Below are 18758 nucleotides of genomic sequence, written 5' to 3'. Positions count from 1 at the left end.
TTTTTTTACCCCAAAACACTGTACTTTGGTCGTTTCGCTTTGGTAGGATACTCCGCTGTTGTTATTGGGTTTACTTTTATTTTTATCTTGTTTTCTTTAAAAATTGCTACAGCAAAATCATACCAACTGCAGACTGTCTCTCCTCTAAAATGATACAAACCATACGGTTGGTTTTGTAATAGCGTCATCATATACTGACAAATCGAAACCGCATGTGTTGGACAACCTATTTGATCATGCACAACATTGATTTCTGTTTTTGTTTGCGCCAACTTCAGCATTGTATTGCGAAAATTATGCCCAAATTCAGAATAGACCCAAGAGGTTCGAATAATATAATACTTAACTAATAAAGCTTGAATATATTGTTCTCCTTTTAATTTCGATGCACCATAAACATTAATTGGGTTAGGAACATCTGTTGGTTTATACGGAATGTTCTGTTGTCCATCAAACACAAAATCAGTAGAGATATGAACTAATGTTGTATCATATTTCAAACAAACCTCAGCCAAATTCTTAACTCCCTCTGCATTAATCTGATAGGCTAATGCAACTTCCTCTTCGGCCTTTTCTACATTCGTATAAGCCGCAAAATTAACACATATTTTCGGTTTATAGCTATCAAAAGCGGCGTTACAATTTTCAATTTTTGAAATATTTAACTCATTGCTCGATAAAAAAATAAAATTAACGCCAATGAATTGATTGCTTATTGATTGTAAAGCTTGTCCCATTTGTCCATTTGCACCAGTTATAAGAATTTGGATCATAGCGGTTCAATGGTTTTAAATGAAGGAAGAACTAAATCTTTATCGGATAGAATAAATTCACTGTCTAATTCAGGCCAAGCGATTGCTAAATCAGCATCCTTATAGAAGATTCCACCTTCTGCTTCTTTAACATAGTAATTATCGCATTTATAAGCAAAAGTAGCAGTATCACTCAGTACAAGAAAACCATGGGCAAATCCTCTGGGAACAAACAATTGTTTTTGCTCTTTATCATTCAATAATATAGCCAGATGTTGTCCATAAGTAGGAGAATCTTGTCTTAAATCAACGATTACATCCCAAATTTCCCCTTGGATCACACGAACCAATTTCGCTTGTTGAGCACTTCCTCTTTGAAAATGCAATCCTCTTAAAGTTCCCTTTTGAGAATACGACTGATTATCTTGTACAAAATCAATTTTTAATCCTGTTTTTTCTTCAAAAACAGCTTGATTAAAACTTTCAAAAAAATAACCTCTATGGTCCGAAATTACTCGGGGTTGTATGATAAAGCAATCTTTAAATACTGTCGATTCAACTTTCATTTCTTATCCTCTTCTTTTATAATAACGTACAAAGTCAACAAACATCCCGATCAGTAAAAATAAAAGTACCCATTTCACAATATCTTTGACAATTTGCTTCTCTATGGAGGTATTCTCTCCAAGCAATTCTGATGGTTTTTCAATATAGCCTTGAACAAATACCACTTGATTCCCTTCCAATTGTTTGATTGCTAACTGGGCTCGTTCTTCAATCAGTGTTTTTCTTTTATCTAAGACCTCTTGTGAGGTATTTATCCCTTTTTCTAACGCTTTCTTTACCTCAAGAGTAACCAAGGCTAGTTCTTCTTCAATTCTAACTTGATCTGCCGCTTGTTCTTTCAATGCAATTTGTTTACGCATAGCAAAATAGGGTTGTTGATTAAAATGAGCTTGTAAATCCGCAATAAAAGTTTCTATTTCGAAAGGCTGTGTTGCCTTAATTGTCAATAGCTGATATACGTAATTTTTGCTTACAGGATAACTCTTAACCAACTCACTGATTGAACTTACATTCGATGATAGGCTTTGAAGTGTCTTCCCATGTAAACTATCTTGAGCTATAAACTCAAATAGATCATCCAACCCTTCCAATTTAGCCATTTGAATATCAGTATAGCTCAATTTATCTCTAAATTTAGTTTGTACTAATTGATCCAAATAATCTATACTATTGAATTGTGGAGCAAGCAGAATACTGTATTCCATCTCATTATTAACACTAAATTCAGCAGTTTGCAACATCTTCTGATGACTGTTGTATTTTTTGTACCCCAAAGCTAAACCTAGAATCACCCCAAGAAGTATATAGATCCATTTCTTCCCTAGGTATTTAATTATACTATAGGCAAAAAAGCCAACAGCATCTAATAAAGATACTGCGGCTTTTTTTATATCTACTGCACTAGCGTCATCGAATTCGCTATGTTGTTTCTCGTATTTATCCATTTTTAATTGCTATTAAAAATCTGCTCTAAAATTTTTATCGTTATCAAATACGTCGGCTTTACACCTGTCGTTCCCAATCCTCCTGAAGCCAATGTACTTCCTGTTTCTAATGGATTATCTGAAGCATAATAAGCATATCTCACTTTCACCTCAGGGTTTATACTTTTGCGTATTTTAGAAGCCGATTGAATCGCTTTTTGATAGTGAGCACCTTCCATCTCTAATCCAATTACTCCCCAAGTAGAGTCATGGAAAAACTTCAATAAATCCTTGTTTTGCAAAGAGGTTCCCAATACCGTAACCATCGTTCCTCCAACAACTGGGATGCCATGATTTTCAAACATATCCACAGTCAATTCATTATCGAAAGGATAGTTATCCCCTGTTCCTTCGTTGATATGAGCGAATGGAATCATGATATCTCCTTTTCCTCCTTCTAAAATCCCAGCTTTCCCCATGATTGATACAGACTCAACATTGAGGCGAATTTGTTTTTTATACGGCTTCAATAACTCATCTATCGTTTCATAAGCTTGTTCTCCAAAAGCATAATCCATTACAATAATTACAGGTGATTCCCCTTCAAAAGAAGCTCCTTTGAAATTCGTTTGCTCAAACTTAATCTTTGCTGTATCAAAAATTTGAACGTCAATATTTGTACCTGATTCATCCGATAAAAAGACCATTCCTTCTCGTTCTGCGCGTTCTCTCACTAAGTTGCGTAAGGCTTTATTTTCAGGCTTACTCAACTCTTCATAAATCTCTACTTCTTCCGAAACTTCAATTTCCCCTTGCATAACATAAGGTGCAAAAATAGAATTCATTACACTGTGCATATTGGCACTAATGATGTGAATCGGGCGTTCTAACAATCCTTTTTCTACCAATACCTCTTTGATGCGGTTAGACCAGATTTCACCGTAAATATGGTGTCCCAATCGCTCACGCAACAACGGGCTAAACGTAATTGTTCGCTTATTGTTGTCTACTTCCTCTTCAATAGCCAACTTCCCTAACCAATAGATCACATCTAAGAAGCGATCTGGATTTTCAGGAATCGCAAACTTCTCATACACGGCTAAAACCTCAGCAAATGAGCGCCCTAATACATTCGCTAAATGAGATATCGTCACTTCTTTGTGTTGTAGCTCTAAAGGTTCTGCTTGTTTTGCCGCTAACTCTATTTTTTTCCAATCACGTGTAACTCTTCCTTCCTCATCTATTAAAACTCTATTTTTAATTTTATGAGATTCAATGAAGATAAACGTCAAATGCGTTAAAACATCATAGATGTCTGAACGTCCTCTGGTGATTTCGATATTCATTTGCTCCTCGTCAATGCGGTAGCAGTTTCTTCTTCTTTTTGGAGGCACAATCGCTTGAAAATGAGAAAAAGAATAGCCTTCATCCGACGTTAAATTGATGTATCTACACTCTTCAATTCCAATAGGCAAACGTTCAATCACGTACAGTAATCCGTCTAATTCTACCTTTTCCTCAGCAATTGTACCATAAATTTCTGGACGCAATTCAAGTAGAGCCTCTCTTAATGTATCTCCAGACACTCCCATGGGTTTATAAAACCCTCGGTTAAATAAATGGCGCATCGTAATATAAATACGCTCAATAGCAGCTGAAGAAACCTGTGCTCTTGTTCTTGAAATATTTTTAATCTCTCTCATAGTCTTCCATTTTTATTTCCTAATTATTCTATTTTTAATTGATCGGCAATGCTTCTATCATTGCTCAATCGCGGCAATTTATTTTGCCCTCCTAACTTTCCAATGCTTTTCATATAGGCTTGAAAGCCATCTTTTTCTACAGATCGAATGACTAACGTACGCAATACTTTCCCTACAATTAAATCATCATAGTATACATTTTGTTTGCGCAACGCCTCATCAATTCGCAACGCAAATGCTTCCATATCCTCTGGTGCTTGACCAAATTCAATAAACCACTCGTGATAAGGCAATCCATCTGCTGGTGTAATTTGAGGGGCTACCGTAAATTCATTCACTTGGACTCCTGTTCCCTCCATCGCTTGTTGCAAAGCTGTTTCTACTTCTTTTCCAATTACATGTTCACCAAAAGCAGAGATAAAGTGCTTAATACGTCCTGAAACAACAATTCGGTGAGGTTTCAAGCTTACAAATTGAACCGTATCACCAATGTTGTACCCCCATAATCCGGCATTCGTTGAGATAATCAATACGTAATTAACGCCTAATTCAACTTCTCCAATGGTATAGCGTCTTGGGTTAGCTGCAAAGAATTCTTCCACTTTGATAAACTCATAAAAGATTCCTGCATTCAACAACAACAGCAATCCTTTTTCTGTTTGTGAATCTTGGTAAGCAAAGAATCCTTCCGAAGCAGGGAATAGCTCGATAGAAGGTACCTTTCTTCCAATCAGCTGTTCAAATTTAGCACGATAAGGCTCATAATTAACCCCGCCGTAAATAAATAAATTGAACTTTTTAAAGATTTCACCTACTCCTTTGCCTTCTCTTGCTTTCAAACGCTCAAAATACATTTGTACCCAGCTTGGAATTCCAGAAATCACGGTCATGTTTTCATGTACCGTTTCTTCTACAATGGCATCTACCTTGGTTTCCCAATCCTCAATGCAATTCGTTTCCCAACTCGGCAATCTATTTTTTTGCAAATAGGCAGGAACATAATGGGCAACAATACCCGATAATCGTCCTAAGTTAATTCCGTTCTTCTGTTCTAAAATGGGACTTCCCTGTAAAAAGATCATTTTGCCATCTACAAAATCAGCAATACCCGTTTCATGGACATACGCTAAAATAGCATTCCGTGCTGCTTCAATATGATACGGCATAGACTCTTTAGTCAAGGGAATATACTTTGCTCCCGAAGTAGTTCCTGAAGTTTTAGCGAAGTACAAAGGTTTACCTTTCCACAATACATCCTCTTCTCCTTTGACTACGCGATCCACATACGGTTTTAACCCTTCATAATCGCGTATAGGCACCCGCTGAGCAAACGTCTTGGCATCCGTAATAGCCATAAAATCGTGGTCCTGACCAAAAGCTGTATGTTTCGCTTGTTCAACTAAATCCGCTAAAACTTTCGCTTGAGTTTCCACTGGATTTTTTAGCCATTTTTGTGTTTTCTTGTGAATAATCGAAGCAAATATCTTCGCTCCAAAAGATTTTATAGACATAATTTTTATTCTAAATCAATAAATAATGTAGGATCTAACGGATAATTGTCTTTCCACAATTCGAAATGCAGATACGGTTGACTCATTTTCGAGTTTGCCTCTACCTGATTATACAACCCTAATACATCTCCTGCTTGTACCGTTTCATATACACTTTTCGTTAGAGAAGACAAATGCTTATACACTGAGCTTACTCCTTCTTCATGCAACACAATTACAGTATACCCATCCTTGATGGTCCAATCCACAAAAATAACAGTTCCCTTGGCTACCGATTTAACCATGGCATTTTTAGCTGCAGTAAAATCAAGACCAAAGTGGGTCGATTTGGGATCATATTTACGCACAATCGTTCCTTCAATTGGTGCAAAAAGAACCATACTTACTCTAGCTTCTGCATTGGTAAAAATGTTGTACTTATCTTCCAATCGCACATATTCCCGTAGTTCTAAATCTTTTTCACTCGGTTGGGTATGTTCAATCGCATGAAGAGGCGTATCCGTTTTCATCAAGGAGTCAACACTAGCTGATGTAATTTCAATATCTCCTAGTAAAACGCGTTTTACCGCCGCTACATACTGTTCATTTTTCTTGATTTCCGATTCGAGGGAATCTACTTTTAATGCTAAATCCACCGCCTGTTGCTTTAATTCAGACGAAGAATATCCTGGAATATATTCTTTTAATGGAGTAACAATCAACAAGATTACATTGGAAACGAGTAATAAAAAAACAATGGTTGTCGTAGCACCAACCACATTCAAAAGATTTAATTTAAACGAACTCACATCTTCAAATGTTCGATCATTTACTACTACTACCCTATATTTATCTAGAAGTCTTTTCTTCCATTTTTTCCATTGAAGTCCTTTCTTAGACATAAATCCGCTGTTTTCTACACAAATATAAACATTAAAAAAGTTGACTTCTTGTCTTTTTTGCTTTTATTCACATATTAAATAGATCATAATGTTAATATTATTGGTCAAAAAGTTAAATAATCGAATCGAACAATAAGCCGAACCGGTTTTTCTTCCTATATTTGTTTTTATTAAAATCTTCAAACAAATTAATATGAACTCATTACATATTTTTTTAGGAATGGTTGGGCCATGGCAAATTGTAATTATTGTTGCCTTAATCCTGTTGTTATTTGGTGGTAAGAAAATTCCTGAATTGATGAAAGGATTAGGAACTGGAATCAAAGAATTCAAGGATGCTACAAAGGATGAAAATACCCAACAGACATCTAAGAAAGAAACAACAAAAGAAGACACGTCTAAAACAGAATAATTCAGTAGAATCTAGATATTGACATGCGCTATCCCATATGGTTTAGCGCATTTTTTATTTGCGCTAAACAAAAAAAGCACCCATTAAAAACAATATTTAATGGGCGCCTCACTTATAAAACATAATAAAAACACTACTTAACTTATATCTGCTCTATACCAAATAAAAGATTTTCTTCTTCTTGCTTTAGAGAAATACAAATACTGTGCCAAGTTGCGTTTTCTTGTAGTATCCTTATAAAATCATAGATAATTGGATGCGTTTTTTCGCTTGATCCACATCAACTACCTTGACCTGAACATGTTGGTGGAGTTTTACTACCTCATTGACATCGGAAACAAACCCTTCCTTCAGTTGAGAAATATGCACCAAACCACTTTCTTTAATTCCCACATCGACAAAACAACCAAAATTGGTAATGTTGTTGACGATACCTGGCAATACTTGCCCTATTTTCAAATCGGACATTTGCTTCACGGATGGATCAAATTCAAAAACTTTCGCTGCTTTTCGAGGATCTAGTCCTGGTTTTTCCAACTCTTTGACAATATCTGTCAAGGTCAACATCCCGATATCAGCGGTTTCATACTGTTTTACGTCGATTTTTCGAATGATTTCTGCATTGGAAATCAATTGGTCTACCGTTATTTTAAGGTCTTTGGCCATCTTTTGGACAATTGGATAGGCTTCTGGGTGTACAGCAGAATCATCTAGGGGGTTTTCGGCATTTTTAATACGAATAAAGGCTGCTGCTTGTTGGTACGCTTTTTCGCCCAAACGCGGTACTTTTTTCAACTCCACACGCGAGGCAAACGCTCCATGCTCTGTGCGATATTGCACAATATTTTCTGCCATTTTCTCCCCAATACCTGAAACATAGCTCAACAGCGATTTACTTGCCGTATTGATGTTGATTCCCACTTTATTTACACACTTCATCACCACTGCATCCAACTCGCTTTTCAATAACGTTTGGTCTACATCGTGTTGGTACTGCCCTACGCCAATGGATTTGGGATCAATCTTCACCAATTCGGCCAACGGGTCGGCTAATCGCCTTCCAATAGAAACGGATCCTCTCACCGTTACATCGTAGTTGGGGAATTCCTCCCTTGCAATTTTAGAAGCCGAATAAACCGAGGCTCCTGCTTCGTTCACGACAAAAACTTGGACAGGCTTGTCAAAGGCAATCTTCTTGATAAAAAACTCCGTTTCTCTTGATGCTGTTCCGTTTCCAATAGCAATTGCTTCAATGCGGTAGGAATTGACCATCGAACGCACCTTTTTCATGGCAATTACACTGTCCTTTTGTGGGGGATGCGGATAAATGGTTTCGTTGTACAACAAGTTGCCATTTTCATCTAAACAAACAATTTTACAACCTGTTTTATAGCCTGGATCAATCGCCAAAATGCGCTTTTCTCCCAAAGGGGAAGCTAATAACAATTGGGCTAAATTATCTGAGAATACAGCAATTGAATTGGCATCCGCTTTAGCTTTGGCTTCACCGAGTACTTCATTGGACAACGCAGGCTCTAATAATCGCTTATAGCTATCAGCAATAGCCTTTTGTAAATAAGGCCTTGCATCACTTTTTCCCTTGATCAGGGTTTGCTCCATAAATTGAGTTGCTTCCTCTTTATCAACCGCAATATTCATTCGAATATAACCTTCTTTTTCTGCACGCAATACCGCTAATAATCGATGCGCTGGCATTTTGTATAATGGCTCAGACCAATCAAAATACTGTTCGAATTTCTGTGCTCCTTCTTCTTCTATTTTTGCTTTAACGACTTTGGTCTTTACAACTGATTCCCGTTGAAACTTTCTTCTCAAGGCCTTGCGGATAAACAAATGCTCATTCACCCATTCGGCTATAATATCACAAGCCCCTTGAATAGCTTTGTCTTCATCTTCAACTTCTTTGCTGATATACTTCGCTGCAATTCCTTCAATATCTGTGGCATTTTGTGCCATGATTATTTTAGCCAATGGCTCTAACCCTTGTTCTCTAGCGGTATCAGCCTTGGTTTTACGCGTTTTCTTATACGGTAAGTACAAATCTTCAATTTCAATTAAATCAAAGCTCTGCTCAATTTTGGTACGCAATTCATCTGTCAATTTTCCTTGCTCTTCAATCGACGCTAAAATGGATTCTTTGCGTTTGACGATACCCGTATATAAATCGCGGTACTTGGCAATCTTTTCGATAGCCACTTCGTCTAAATTTCCAGTTCTATCTTTTCTATAGCGTGCAATAAAAGGAATGGTACAGGCTTCATCTAACAAGGCTAAGGTGTTTTCAATACTTTTAGCAGAAGCATCTAGCGCTTGTTGAATAAAATGAATCAACGTCATAATATATTATTTTAAGAATAGCTAAAATACTACCTTTGCGCCAATAAATAAATCAGATGAAGTTTTTATTCTTTTACATTTTTGCCATCAACTACATCACCTACTCTATGTTCAAAATAGACAAAGAGCGGGCGCAAAAACACAGGAATCGAATTTCAGAAAAAAATTTATTGACTCTTTGCTTCTTGGGTGGTAGTCTCGGCGGATGGTTGGCCATGCGACAGTTGCGCCACAAAAACGCCAAACAAAGTTTTAAGTTGAAGTTTTACGCTGTTTTTATTATTCAAGTTGTGTTGTTTTTTGCGCTATTTCGCAGATAATCAACTAAAAAAAGGCATTTACTTGCGTAAATACCTTTTTGTTATCTTGTATACTTATTCTGTACTTACGAACAAGCAATTTTATTCACTCGATTGGCGTGTCTTCCTCCTTCAAAAGCAGTTGCTAAGAAGGTTTCTACCATTGCAACAGCTTGTTCAATTGAAGTAAAACGCGCAGGAATACTGATGACATTTGCATCGTTGTGCAAACGGGCCAATTCCGCAATTTCTTTCGTCCAACACAATGCACAACGCACACCTTGGTGTTTGTTTGCTGACATGGCAATTCCATTTCCACTTCCACAAATAACAATACCAAAATCTACCGTTCCATTTTCCACTGCTGTGGCTACTTGATGTCCAAAATCAGGATAATCGACTGAATCGAAACTATCTGTTCCATAATTTGTTACTTCATATCCTTTGGCTTGCAAAAAATCGACAATAGCCTTTTTATAAGCTGGCCCCGCGTGATCATTTCCGATTGCTATTTTCATGTGTGTTGTGTGTTATTATTCACCGACAAAGGTAAAACTTTTGCCTTTTATAATCCTAATTCTTCTACGGCTATTTGACGCATTTCCACCTTTCTAACTTTACCTGAAATCGTCATCGGAAAGGAAGAAACGAACTTCCAATACTTGGGAATGCGGTAATGGGCGATTTTCTGATCACAAAAAGCGCGCATACTCTCACCAGTTGCAGTTTTTCCTTCTTTGAGGATAATCCACGCCATCACTTCTTCTCCGTATTTCTCACTCGGCACGCCAATTACCTGTACATCGGCTACATCGGGATGGGTATACAAGAAATCTTCAATCCACTTGGGTGAGATATTCTCTCCACCGCGGATAATCAAATCCTTGATTCGCCCTGTAATAGCAATAAACCCTTCCTCGTCCATCGTCGCTAAATCCCCCGTATGCATCCATCTATTTTCGTCTAATACTTCCGCCGTTAGGGTACGATTATTCCAATACTTCAACATCACAGAATACCCTCGTGTACACAATTCACCCGCTTCACCACGTGGAACAATTCCGCCCGTTTCTGGATCAATAATTTTAATTTCCAAATGATCTTGAACCGTTCCTACAGTACTCACTTGTTTTTTGATATCAATGCCAATATGCGTTTGCGTTGATACGGGAGACGTTTCAGTCATTCCATAACAAATACTAATTTCATCCATATTCATCTCCGTTTTCACGCGTTTCATCACGTGTTCTGGACATAAAGATCCCGCCATCACTCCTGTACGCAAAGTCGAAAGGTTGTATTTTTTAAAATTGGGCAGCTGTAGTTCCGCAATAAACATGGTCGGTACCCCATAGAGCGAAGTGCACTTTTCTCGTTCTACTACTTCTAATGTTGTAGCGGCATCGAAGCTGTCGTTGGGAATGACAATTGTTGCACCATGAGAAGTACAGCACAAATTGCCGATAACCATACCAAAACAGTGGTAAAAAGGCACCGGAATACACACCCGGTCATCCACTGTATATTTCAATCGAATTCCGATGAAATAACCATTATTCAAGATGTTGTGATGCGTTAACGTCACTCCTTTTGGAAATCCAGTCGTTCCAGAAGTATATTGAATATTAACAGCCTCGCCAAATTGTACAGATGCTTCAATTTCATTCAAAACGGCTTTATCTATCTCATTTCCTTTAGAGACAAACTGCTCCCATTCTTCCCCTAAGAATACCACTTCTTTTAAAGAAGGACAATCTTCGCGTACCATCGAAATCATTTTTCGATAATCACTTGCTCTATAAGATTCTGCAGAAATAATGGCCTTGATTTCAGATTGATTCACCGCAAATTCTAACTCATGCGCACGATAGGCAGGATTTAGATTAACTAATATTACTCCCACACGTGCCGTAGCATATTGCAATAGCACCCACTCATAGCAATTGGGTGCCCAAATTCCCACGCGATCTCCTTTCTCAATTTGCAAAGCCAAAAGCGCTTTCGCCACTTGTGCTGTTTGTTGATGAAATTCGCGGTAGGTCGCTCTATAATTTTGATGTGCACTAACTAAGGCTTCCTTATCGGGATATAATTCCGTTATTTTTCTCAAATTCTCGCCGATTGTTTCTCCTAATAATGGAATATTAGAAGCACCATGCACGTAAGATATTGCTTTCATTGTTTGTTTTAGTTTTTTACTGGTTGGTTTTTCTAAAGTACAAAAAAAAGTAGAGGTTTACTACTTTACTCAATCGCTTATGGACTAAAATACCTACTTTGTGGGCACGTTATCACTAAATAAAGGCAAATCCTTACCCGGAGACACGAAAGAGGATCCAAGGAGATTGCTTGGACAATCCTAGGAATATGCTTCGACAATCCTAGGAGTATGCTTCGACAAATGACAGTTCTATCCAAGTAAACTCCACGTAATGTCGACACAATGTCGACGCATAGCGGAACAAAACCCAAAGCAATTAGCCCCACTTGCAAGAGCTGTTTTTTTCTCCTTTGCCAAAAAGACGCGATGTATTGCCAAATTTCAGCTAAGTTTTAAGAGAAAAATGAAATAAATATAGACTTAATGGGAAAAAAGAAATACTTTTGACCTCAGTTTTCCAAGTGAATTACACTTTTTAAGGAATTTGACGAGAAAAAAACCATTGAAAAGACTTAGACCTCAACTGATTTTTCTTGTGTCCTTTACCAAAAAATGAAAAACTATATTTTGATATAGTGAAGATTAGCACACTTTTTAGCCCAAGTAATTCACAATAATAACACAAAAAACAGACTTTTATTCCTTAGAATAAAGAGTATTTCGTACATTTAAACAACTTTCCATGGCCAATAGGCTGGGAAAAAAACTCAAAAAATGGCAAAAAAAATTAAACATAAAAAGAAAAAACAATTTGATTTTTCGAATAAGATTTTAAAATTTTTAGGAAAAAATCCTTCAAAATCTTATAACTATAAACAAGTGGCTGCCCAATTAGAAGTAGTAGATACACAAGGCAGAAATGAAATTATTAAAGAACTTAAATTCTTACTTTCCAAAACCCTAATTGAAGAAGTTGAACTAGGGAAATATCGCTTTGTACCTAAAGCAAATTACGTAGAGGGTCATATTGATATGACAAGTAAAAAAACCGCGTACTTAGTTAGTGAGGAGTTAGAAGAAGATGTATTCATACCAACGAACAATCTAAATAAAGCGTTGGATGGCGATTTAGTTAAGGCTTATATTTACAACAAGCGAAAAGGAAGAAAACCAGAAGGAGAAGTTGTAGAAGTTTTAGAACGCCACCGTACGCAATTTGTTGGGGTGATTGACATACAGAAAAACTTTGCTTTTGTTACTACGGCAGATGCAAAAATGTATACCGATATCTTTATCCCGAAAGACAAGTTTTTAGGTGCACAACCTGGAGATGTTGTTTTGGTTGATTTAGAAGATTGGCCAGAAAAAGCAGACAGTCCGTTTGGTAAAGTAGTCAAAGTATTAGGTAAACAAGGGGAACACAATACAGAAATCCACGCTATACTAGCAGAATATGGATTACCCAATGAATTTCCGAAAGAAGTAGAGGAGTTTGCCAACAAATTAGATACCTCAATTCAAGAAGAAGAAGTAGCGAAACGCCGTGATATGCGTGATGTATTAACCTTTACCATCGATCCAAAAGATGCGAAAGACTTTGATGATGCTTTATCCTTCCAAACGCTAGAAAACGGAAACTATGAAATTGGGGTGCACATTGCGGACGTATCACACTATGTACGCGAAGGTACAATTCTAGACGATGAAGCCTTTCACCGTGCTACTTCGGTATATTTAGTGGACCGTACTGTTCCGATGTTACCTGAAGTATTATCTAATTTTGCATGTTCACTTCGACCACATGAAGATAAATACACCTTCTCTGCTGTATTTGAGATGAATACAAAAGGAGAATTGGTCAATTCTTGGTTTGGTCGTACGGTAACGCATTCTGATCAACGTATGGCCTATGAAGAAGCGCAATACATTATTGAAACACAAGATCGTAGCATTCCAGAATCGATTTCTATTACAGGAGAAGTACAGGAGGTTAGTGAAGAAGTCGCTCATGCGGTGCTAACGCTGAATAAATTGGCGCTTATTTTACGTCAAAAACGAATGAAAGCAGGAGCCATATCATTTGATAAAGTGGAGGTAAAATTCAACTTAAACAGCGAGAGTGAACCTGTAGGTGTTTTCTTTAAAGAAGCGAAAGACGCCAACCACTTGATTGAAGAATTCATGCTATTAGCCAACCGCAAGGTGTCTGAATTCATTGGTAAACAAAAGAAAACGTTTGTTTATCGTATTCACGATGAACCCGATCAAGATAAATTATTTGGTTTACAAGCGATAATCTCAAGATTTGGGCATTCACTAAACTTCAAATCGAGAGATACCATTTCTAAATCGTTAAATGAACTATTGAAAAATGTACAAGGGAAGAAGGAACAAAACTTGGTTGATACTTTAGCGATTCGAAGCATGAGTAAAGCTAGTTATTCGACTCAAAACATTGGACACTACGGTTTAGCATTTGATTACTATTCACACTTTACATCGCCAATTCGCCGTTATCCGGACGTGATGGCTCATCGTTTATTGGAGTTATACCTACATGGAGGGAATTCAGTCAATGCGGAAGAGTATGAAACAAAATGCAAGCACTGTTCAGCTATGGAGAGTTTAGCGGCAAATGCAGAGCGAGATAGCATCAAATACATGCAAGTTAAATACATGAAAGACCAGCAAGATAAGGCCTTTACTGGTGTTATTTCTGGAGTTACGGAATGGGGTATTTACGTGGAAATCATTGAAAATAAATGTGAAGGAATGGTGCGTATACGCGAGATCAAAGAAGATTACTACGTATATGACGAGAAACAATATGCACTTATTGGCCAAGCGACAAACAATACACTTCAATTGGGAGATACGGTTGTGGTTTCGGTTAAAAATGCAGATTTGGTTAAAAAACAATTGGACTTTAATTACATACAAAAACTAAGCTAAGATGAAGAAAATCGCTTTATTATTTGTTGCACTTTGTGGAACGATAAGTTTTGCACAAGAAGTAAAAGAAGTAGGGGAGTTCAAACGCGTCAATGCTTTTGATAAAATTGAGCTAACCTTAATTCCCGCTAAAGAAACGAAGATGGAGGTTTCTGGAAGTAATACAGAAGAGGTAACTTTTGTAAACAAAAATGGAAATCTAAAAATTAAAATGAATTTTGCCAATAGTTTCCAAGGGAGTAATACCCAAGTGAAATTGTATTATAAAGAGCTTGAAGAAATCATTGCAGAAGAAGGCGCTAGTATTGAAAGTAAAGAGGTTGTGAAAGCAACAAACTTAACGATTCACAGTAAAACAGGTGCTTCTGTAGCATTAAAAGTAGATGCTGAGAAACTAACGGTAAGAAGTTATACAGGAGGTACAATTAGCCTAACTGGAAAAACGAATACCCAAGATATTTTAGCTAATGCTGGGGCGACTGTATACAATGAGAAGCTGCAAAGCACCCAAACTACTGTAACTGTAAATGCGGGTGGTATTGCCAAAGTAAATGCAACGGATCTAGTAGATGCTAAGACCCGAGCAGGAGGAGAGATCATCATCTTCGGCAAGCCTAAAAAAATAAATGAAAAGGTGGTAATGGGTGGTAGCATTAAGAAAGAGAACTAAAAGTATTTATTTTTTTCCTGCGCTATTGTCATAAAAAGCCGTACCTTGCAAAAGGTAATTAACATAGGTGCCAATATATCAAGTATATTGGCATTTTTAATTGTGGTAAATGATCGATGATTTAATTACAGGCGTTACCTTAGGTTTCTTCCTAAGTTTCATGATTGGGCCTGTTTTTTTTATTCTTATTGAAACAAGTATAACAAGGGGAATTCGTGCTGCTCTAGCTTTTGATATGGGTGTAATTCTCGCCGATGCTTTGTTTTTCACCATTGCCTTTTTTAGTAGTTTTCGCTTAATCAACTCCATTAAAGACGATCCTGCCTTATTTATTTTTGGCGGACTATTGATGTTGACTTATGGGATTATTTCCTTTGTTAAGCTCAAAAAAGTGCAAGTACACACCATTCAAATTGCACCGCCTAACCTAAAAAGAGAATACTTGAACTTATTTGTCAAAGGCTTCTTGCTGAACTTTATCAATGTAGGGGTTTTAGGTTTTTGGTTAGCGATTATCATCACTCTAGGTCCTCAGATGGATATGGATACTGAACGGATGTTTATCTTCTTTTTATTTGCTATTGCTGCCTATTTTATCACCGATATTTTCAAAATATTACTAGCAAAGCAATTGAGAAAGAAATTAACCGCTGAAAACATCCTCAAAGTGAAGAAAATCAGCAGTATTCTACTGATTATTTTTGGTTTTGTTATTATGATTAAAGCCTTTATTCCAACATCAGATAAAGAATTAAATCTGCCTCTTCCTAAATTAGAACGAAAATAAAGTAAAAAGATAGCTTCTCGCTATCTTTTTTAGTTTACGGTTAACAGTTTACCGTTAAAAGTAAACTAAACAAAAAAAGCCCTAACTTTCGTTAGAGCTTTTAGTAAGTCGGGGTGGCAGGATTCGAACCTGCGACCTCCTGGTCCCAAACCAGGCGCGATGACCGGGCTACGCTACACCCCGCTTTCGGTATCGTGAGTGCAAATATACGACAAAAATTCAATCTGTCAATAGTTTTACCTACTTTTTTTACACTAAAATGATTTTTATTTGTATACTAGTGATAATTATACAGTTATGAGGTATGAGGTATGGGGCGTACAACAGGGGTAGGGGTTAACTGATCCGCATAGCTAAATGAAGCGATAAAGAACAAATCAACGATAAACAAAAAAAGGATAGCAAATGCTATCCTTTTCTCTGAGGCATCGAGCGGATTCGAACCGCTGTAGACGGTTTTGCAGACCGCTTCCTAGCCACTCGGACACGATGCCGTATCCATTAATTGGATGCAAACTTACTACTATTTTTTAAATTTAAAAACCTATTTAGCGAGTTTTTTGTGTCCAATGCAATGAAAACTATCTAACTCCCTGCATTTCAACTGTTACGTATTCTACATCTCCGCCAATTGGTGGATTAATTTTTGAAACAGCCACTGTTACTTTCTCAACGAGCTTTATTTCTAACAGTATGCGGTCTATAATACGCTGTACAACCGTCTCCAATAAATTAGAACGCTTGTCCATTTCTTCTTTCACAATTTGATTCAACTGTACATAGTCAACCGCATATACTAACTGATCCGTCGCTGCAGCATCTCTAAAATTCCCTGCAGCCGTTACATCTACACGGTATTCTGACCCGATTTTTGCTTCTTCTGGCATACAGCCATGGAACGAAAATGTTCTGATATTGTTGAGCCTAATAATCCCCATGATATCCTTCTTTATAGATTAAAAGCTAAAATTACGACTATTTTTAGTTAGATATCCTCTTTTGTCTAGGTAAAATACTTCAAACTTCTATAGTTTTTTGATACCTTTGTAGTTATAATATTTATATCCATGTCAACAAAAGAGAAATCATTAAATTTTATTGAGCAAATCATTGAAGAAGATTTAAAAAATGGTTTGCCAACAGAAAAACTACATTTCCGTTTTCCGCCTGAGCCTAATGGTTATTTACACGTAGGTCATGCGAGTTCTATTTGTTTAAACTTTGGATTGGGATTAAAGTACAATGCGCCAGTAAACTTGCGTTTTGACGATACAAATCCCTCAAAAGAAGAACAGGAATTTGTTGACGCAATCAAATACGATGTAGAATGGCTAGGATATCAATGGGCAAATGAAGTTTATGCATCGGATTATTTCCAGCAATTATACGATTGGGCAGTACGCATGATTCAAGAAGGGAAGGCTTATGTAGATAGTCAAACTTCAGAAGAGATGGCCCAACAAAAAGGAACACCAACAGTGCCAGGGGTAAATAGCCCATATAGAGATCGCAGTGTAGAAGAGAACCTTGATTTATTCGAACGAATGAAAAAAGGAGAATTTGCAGAAGGAACTCATATTTTACGTGCTAAGATTGATATGGCACATACCAATATGTTGATGCGTGATCCTATTATGTACCGCATCATCAATAAAGCACACCACCGAACGCAAAACGATTGGTGTATTTATCCAATGTACGATTGGGCACATGGAGAAAGTGATTACTTAGAAAGTATTTCCCATTCATTCTGTACGCTTGAATTTTTACCACACAGAGAATTATATGATTGGTTCTTAGATCAAGTAGTAGAAGAGGAGCATATCCGTCCAAAACAACGCGAATTTGCGCGTAGAAACTTATCTCATACCGTTGTAAGTAAGCGTAAATTAGCGAAACTAGTGGCTGAAGGCCATGTTACAGGATGGGATGACCCGAGAATGTCTACCATTTCAGGTTTGAGAAGAAGAGGTTATACACCAGCTTCAATCCGTAACTATGCTGATACAATTGGAATTGCAAAACGCGACAACTTAATTGATGTTTCGTTGTTGGAATTCTGTGTTCGCGAGGATTTAAACAAAATCGCTCCACGTGTAATGGCAGTTCTTGATCCAGTAAAATTAGTTATTACAAACTATCCTGAAGGGCAAGAAGAATGGTTAGATGCGGAAAACAACCCGGAAGAAGAAGTAATGACGTTCAGAACAGTTCCTTTTTCAAGAGAATTATACATCGAGCGAGAAGACTTTAAAGAAGAAGCAAATAGCAAATTCTTCCGTTTAACATTAGGCAAAGAAGTACGTCTTAAAAATGCTTATATCATCAAAGGAGAAAGTGTAATCAAAGATGAAGAAGGCAATATCACGGAGATTCACGTAACCTATGATCCAGACAGTAAAAGTGGAAGTGGAACAGAGGCGAGTAAGCGAAAAGTAAAAGGAACGATTCACTGGGTTTCTATTCCACATGCAGTGGAAGCAGAGATTCGCATATACGATCGTTTATTTACCAATGAAAACCCAGATGGAAATAAAGAAGTTGACTTCTTAGCCTTCATCAATCCAAATTCATTATCGGTAATCAAAGGGTATTTGGAACCTAGTTTACAAGAAGCGAAAGAAGGCGATAAATTCCAATTTCAACGCATGGGATACTTCTGTGTAGATAAAGATAGCACAGCTAACCACCTTGTATTTAACAAAACTGTAGGGCTTAGAGATACATGGGCTAAATTAGATCAGAACTAATATTTTTTAGTAATAAAATTGAAAAAAGGTGTTTTTAACGTTATATTAACTGTTAAAAGCGCCTTTTTTTATTAACTTTATGAGATAACCAT

At 37.1% G+C, this 18758-nt stretch carries 16 protein-coding genes and 2 tRNA genes; 6 read left to right on the top strand and 12 right to left on the bottom strand.

Going from position 1 to position 18758, the window contains the following annotated elements:
* Positions 1–5 precede the first annotated feature (5 nt).
* Genes rfbD through AWV75_RS10880 form a run of 6 tightly spaced genes read right to left on the bottom strand, consistent with a single transcriptional unit; the run spans position 6 to position 6337 of the window.
* A complete protein-coding gene (gene rfbD, locus AWV75_RS10905) occupies positions 6–773 on the bottom strand; it encodes a dTDP-4-dehydrorhamnose reductase (RefSeq protein ID WP_060874394.1) in 768 nt (255 codons plus the stop codon).
* The gene (rfbC, locus tag AWV75_RS10900) at positions 770–1318 is read right to left on the bottom strand and encodes a dTDP-4-dehydrorhamnose 3,5-epimerase (protein ID WP_060874393.1); all 549 of its coding nucleotides are present in this window, start codon (positions 1316–1318) and stop codon (positions 770–772) included. The genes rfbD and rfbC overlap by 4 nt, the downstream gene beginning before the upstream one ends.
* Before the next feature lie 3 nt (positions 1319–1321).
* Positions 1322–2263: a hypothetical protein gene (locus tag AWV75_RS10895; protein WP_060874392.1), complete on the bottom strand. Its 942-nt coding sequence runs from the start codon at positions 2261–2263 to the stop codon at positions 1322–1324.
* Between the two features lie 2 nt (positions 2264–2265).
* Complete coding sequence (locus tag AWV75_RS10890) at positions 2266–3945, bottom strand: DUF6909 family protein (protein ID WP_060874391.1); 1680 nt, start codon at positions 3943–3945, stop codon at positions 2266–2268.
* Between the two features lie 23 nt (positions 3946–3968).
* Positions 3969–5456: a GH3 auxin-responsive promoter family protein gene (locus AWV75_RS10885; RefSeq protein WP_060874390.1), complete on the bottom strand. Its 1488-nt coding sequence runs from the start codon at positions 5454–5456 to the stop codon at positions 3969–3971.
* Positions 5457–5461: 5 nt separating this feature from the next.
* A complete protein-coding gene (locus AWV75_RS10880) occupies positions 5462–6337 on the bottom strand; it encodes a murein hydrolase activator EnvC family protein (RefSeq protein WP_060874389.1) in 876 nt (291 codons plus the stop codon).
* Between the two features lie 193 nt (positions 6338–6530).
* Here AWV75_RS10880 and AWV75_RS10875 point away from each other — a divergent pair, with 193 nt between their 5' ends.
* The gene (locus tag AWV75_RS10875) at positions 6531–6749 is read left to right on the top strand and encodes a Sec-independent protein translocase subunit TatA/TatB (RefSeq protein WP_060874388.1); all 219 of its coding nucleotides are present in this window, start codon (positions 6531–6533) and stop codon (positions 6747–6749) included.
* Positions 6750–6983: 234 nt separating this feature from the next.
* On the opposite strand, the gene AWV75_RS10870 is transcribed toward AWV75_RS10875, so the two are convergent.
* On the bottom strand, positions 6984–9107 hold the full coding sequence (locus AWV75_RS10870; RefSeq protein ID WP_060874387.1) for a Tex family protein: 2124 nt from the start codon (positions 9105–9107) through the stop codon (positions 6984–6986).
* Between the two features lie 56 nt (positions 9108–9163).
* On the opposite strand from AWV75_RS10870, the gene AWV75_RS10865 reads away from it, so the two are divergent.
* Entirely contained in the window at positions 9164–9427 is a 264-nt protein-coding gene (locus tag AWV75_RS10865; protein WP_060874386.1) for a DUF1294 domain-containing protein, read from the top strand.
* Between the two features lie 65 nt (positions 9428–9492).
* Here AWV75_RS10865 and rpiB read toward each other — a convergent pair whose 3' ends face one another.
* Entirely contained in the window at positions 9493–9924 is a 432-nt protein-coding gene (gene rpiB / locus AWV75_RS10860; protein ID WP_060874385.1) for a ribose 5-phosphate isomerase B, read from the bottom strand.
* Positions 9925–9971: 47 nt separating this feature from the next.
* A complete protein-coding gene (locus AWV75_RS10855; protein ID WP_060874384.1) occupies positions 9972–11585 on the bottom strand; it encodes an AMP-binding protein in 1614 nt (537 codons plus the stop codon).
* 696 nt (positions 11586–12281) lie between these two features.
* On the opposite strand from AWV75_RS10855, the gene rnr reads away from it, so the two are divergent.
* The 3 genes from rnr to AWV75_RS10840 all read left to right on the top strand — a co-directional run bounded on the left by rnr (position 12282) and on the right by AWV75_RS10840 (position 15916).
* A complete protein-coding gene (gene rnr / locus AWV75_RS10850; RefSeq protein WP_060874383.1) occupies positions 12282–14459 on the top strand; it encodes a ribonuclease R in 2178 nt (725 codons plus the stop codon).
* Position 14460: 1 nt separating this feature from the next.
* Positions 14461–15129 (top strand): head GIN domain-containing protein, encoded by a 669-nt coding sequence (locus AWV75_RS10845; RefSeq protein WP_060874382.1) that lies wholly within the window; start codon positions 14461–14463, stop codon positions 15127–15129.
* A gap of 109 nt (positions 15130–15238) precedes the next feature.
* On the top strand, positions 15239–15916 hold the full coding sequence (locus tag AWV75_RS10840) for a LysE family translocator (RefSeq protein WP_060874381.1): 678 nt from the start codon (positions 15239–15241) through the stop codon (positions 15914–15916).
* A gap of 108 nt (positions 15917–16024) precedes the next feature.
* Here AWV75_RS10840 and AWV75_RS10835 read toward each other — a convergent pair.
* The 3 genes from AWV75_RS10835 to folB form a co-directional block, all read right to left on the bottom strand.
* Positions 16025–16099 (bottom strand) — tRNA-Pro (locus AWV75_RS10835).
* Between the two features lie 240 nt (positions 16100–16339).
* Positions 16340–16410, bottom strand: a tRNA-Cys gene (locus AWV75_RS10830).
* 87 nt (positions 16411–16497) lie between these two features.
* Positions 16498–16854: a dihydroneopterin aldolase gene (folB, locus tag AWV75_RS10825; RefSeq protein WP_060874380.1), complete on the bottom strand. Its 357-nt coding sequence runs from the start codon at positions 16852–16854 to the stop codon at positions 16498–16500.
* Positions 16855–16983: 129 nt separating this feature from the next.
* On the opposite strand from folB, the gene AWV75_RS10820 reads away from it, so the two are divergent.
* Positions 16984–18666, top strand: coding sequence for a glutamine--tRNA ligase/YqeY domain fusion protein (locus AWV75_RS10820; RefSeq protein ID WP_060874379.1), 1683 nt, complete (start codon positions 16984–16986; stop codon positions 18664–18666).
* Positions 18667–18758: the final 92 nt, after the last annotated feature.

Source organism: Myroides odoratus (genome assembly GCF_001549985.1).
In the GTDB taxonomy this organism is placed as follows: domain Bacteria; phylum Bacteroidota; class Bacteroidia; order Flavobacteriales; family Flavobacteriaceae; genus Flavobacterium; species Flavobacterium odoratum_A.
The sequence above is the reverse complement of the archived record's forward strand: the minus strand, read 5'-3'. Positions and strand labels throughout refer to the sequence as shown.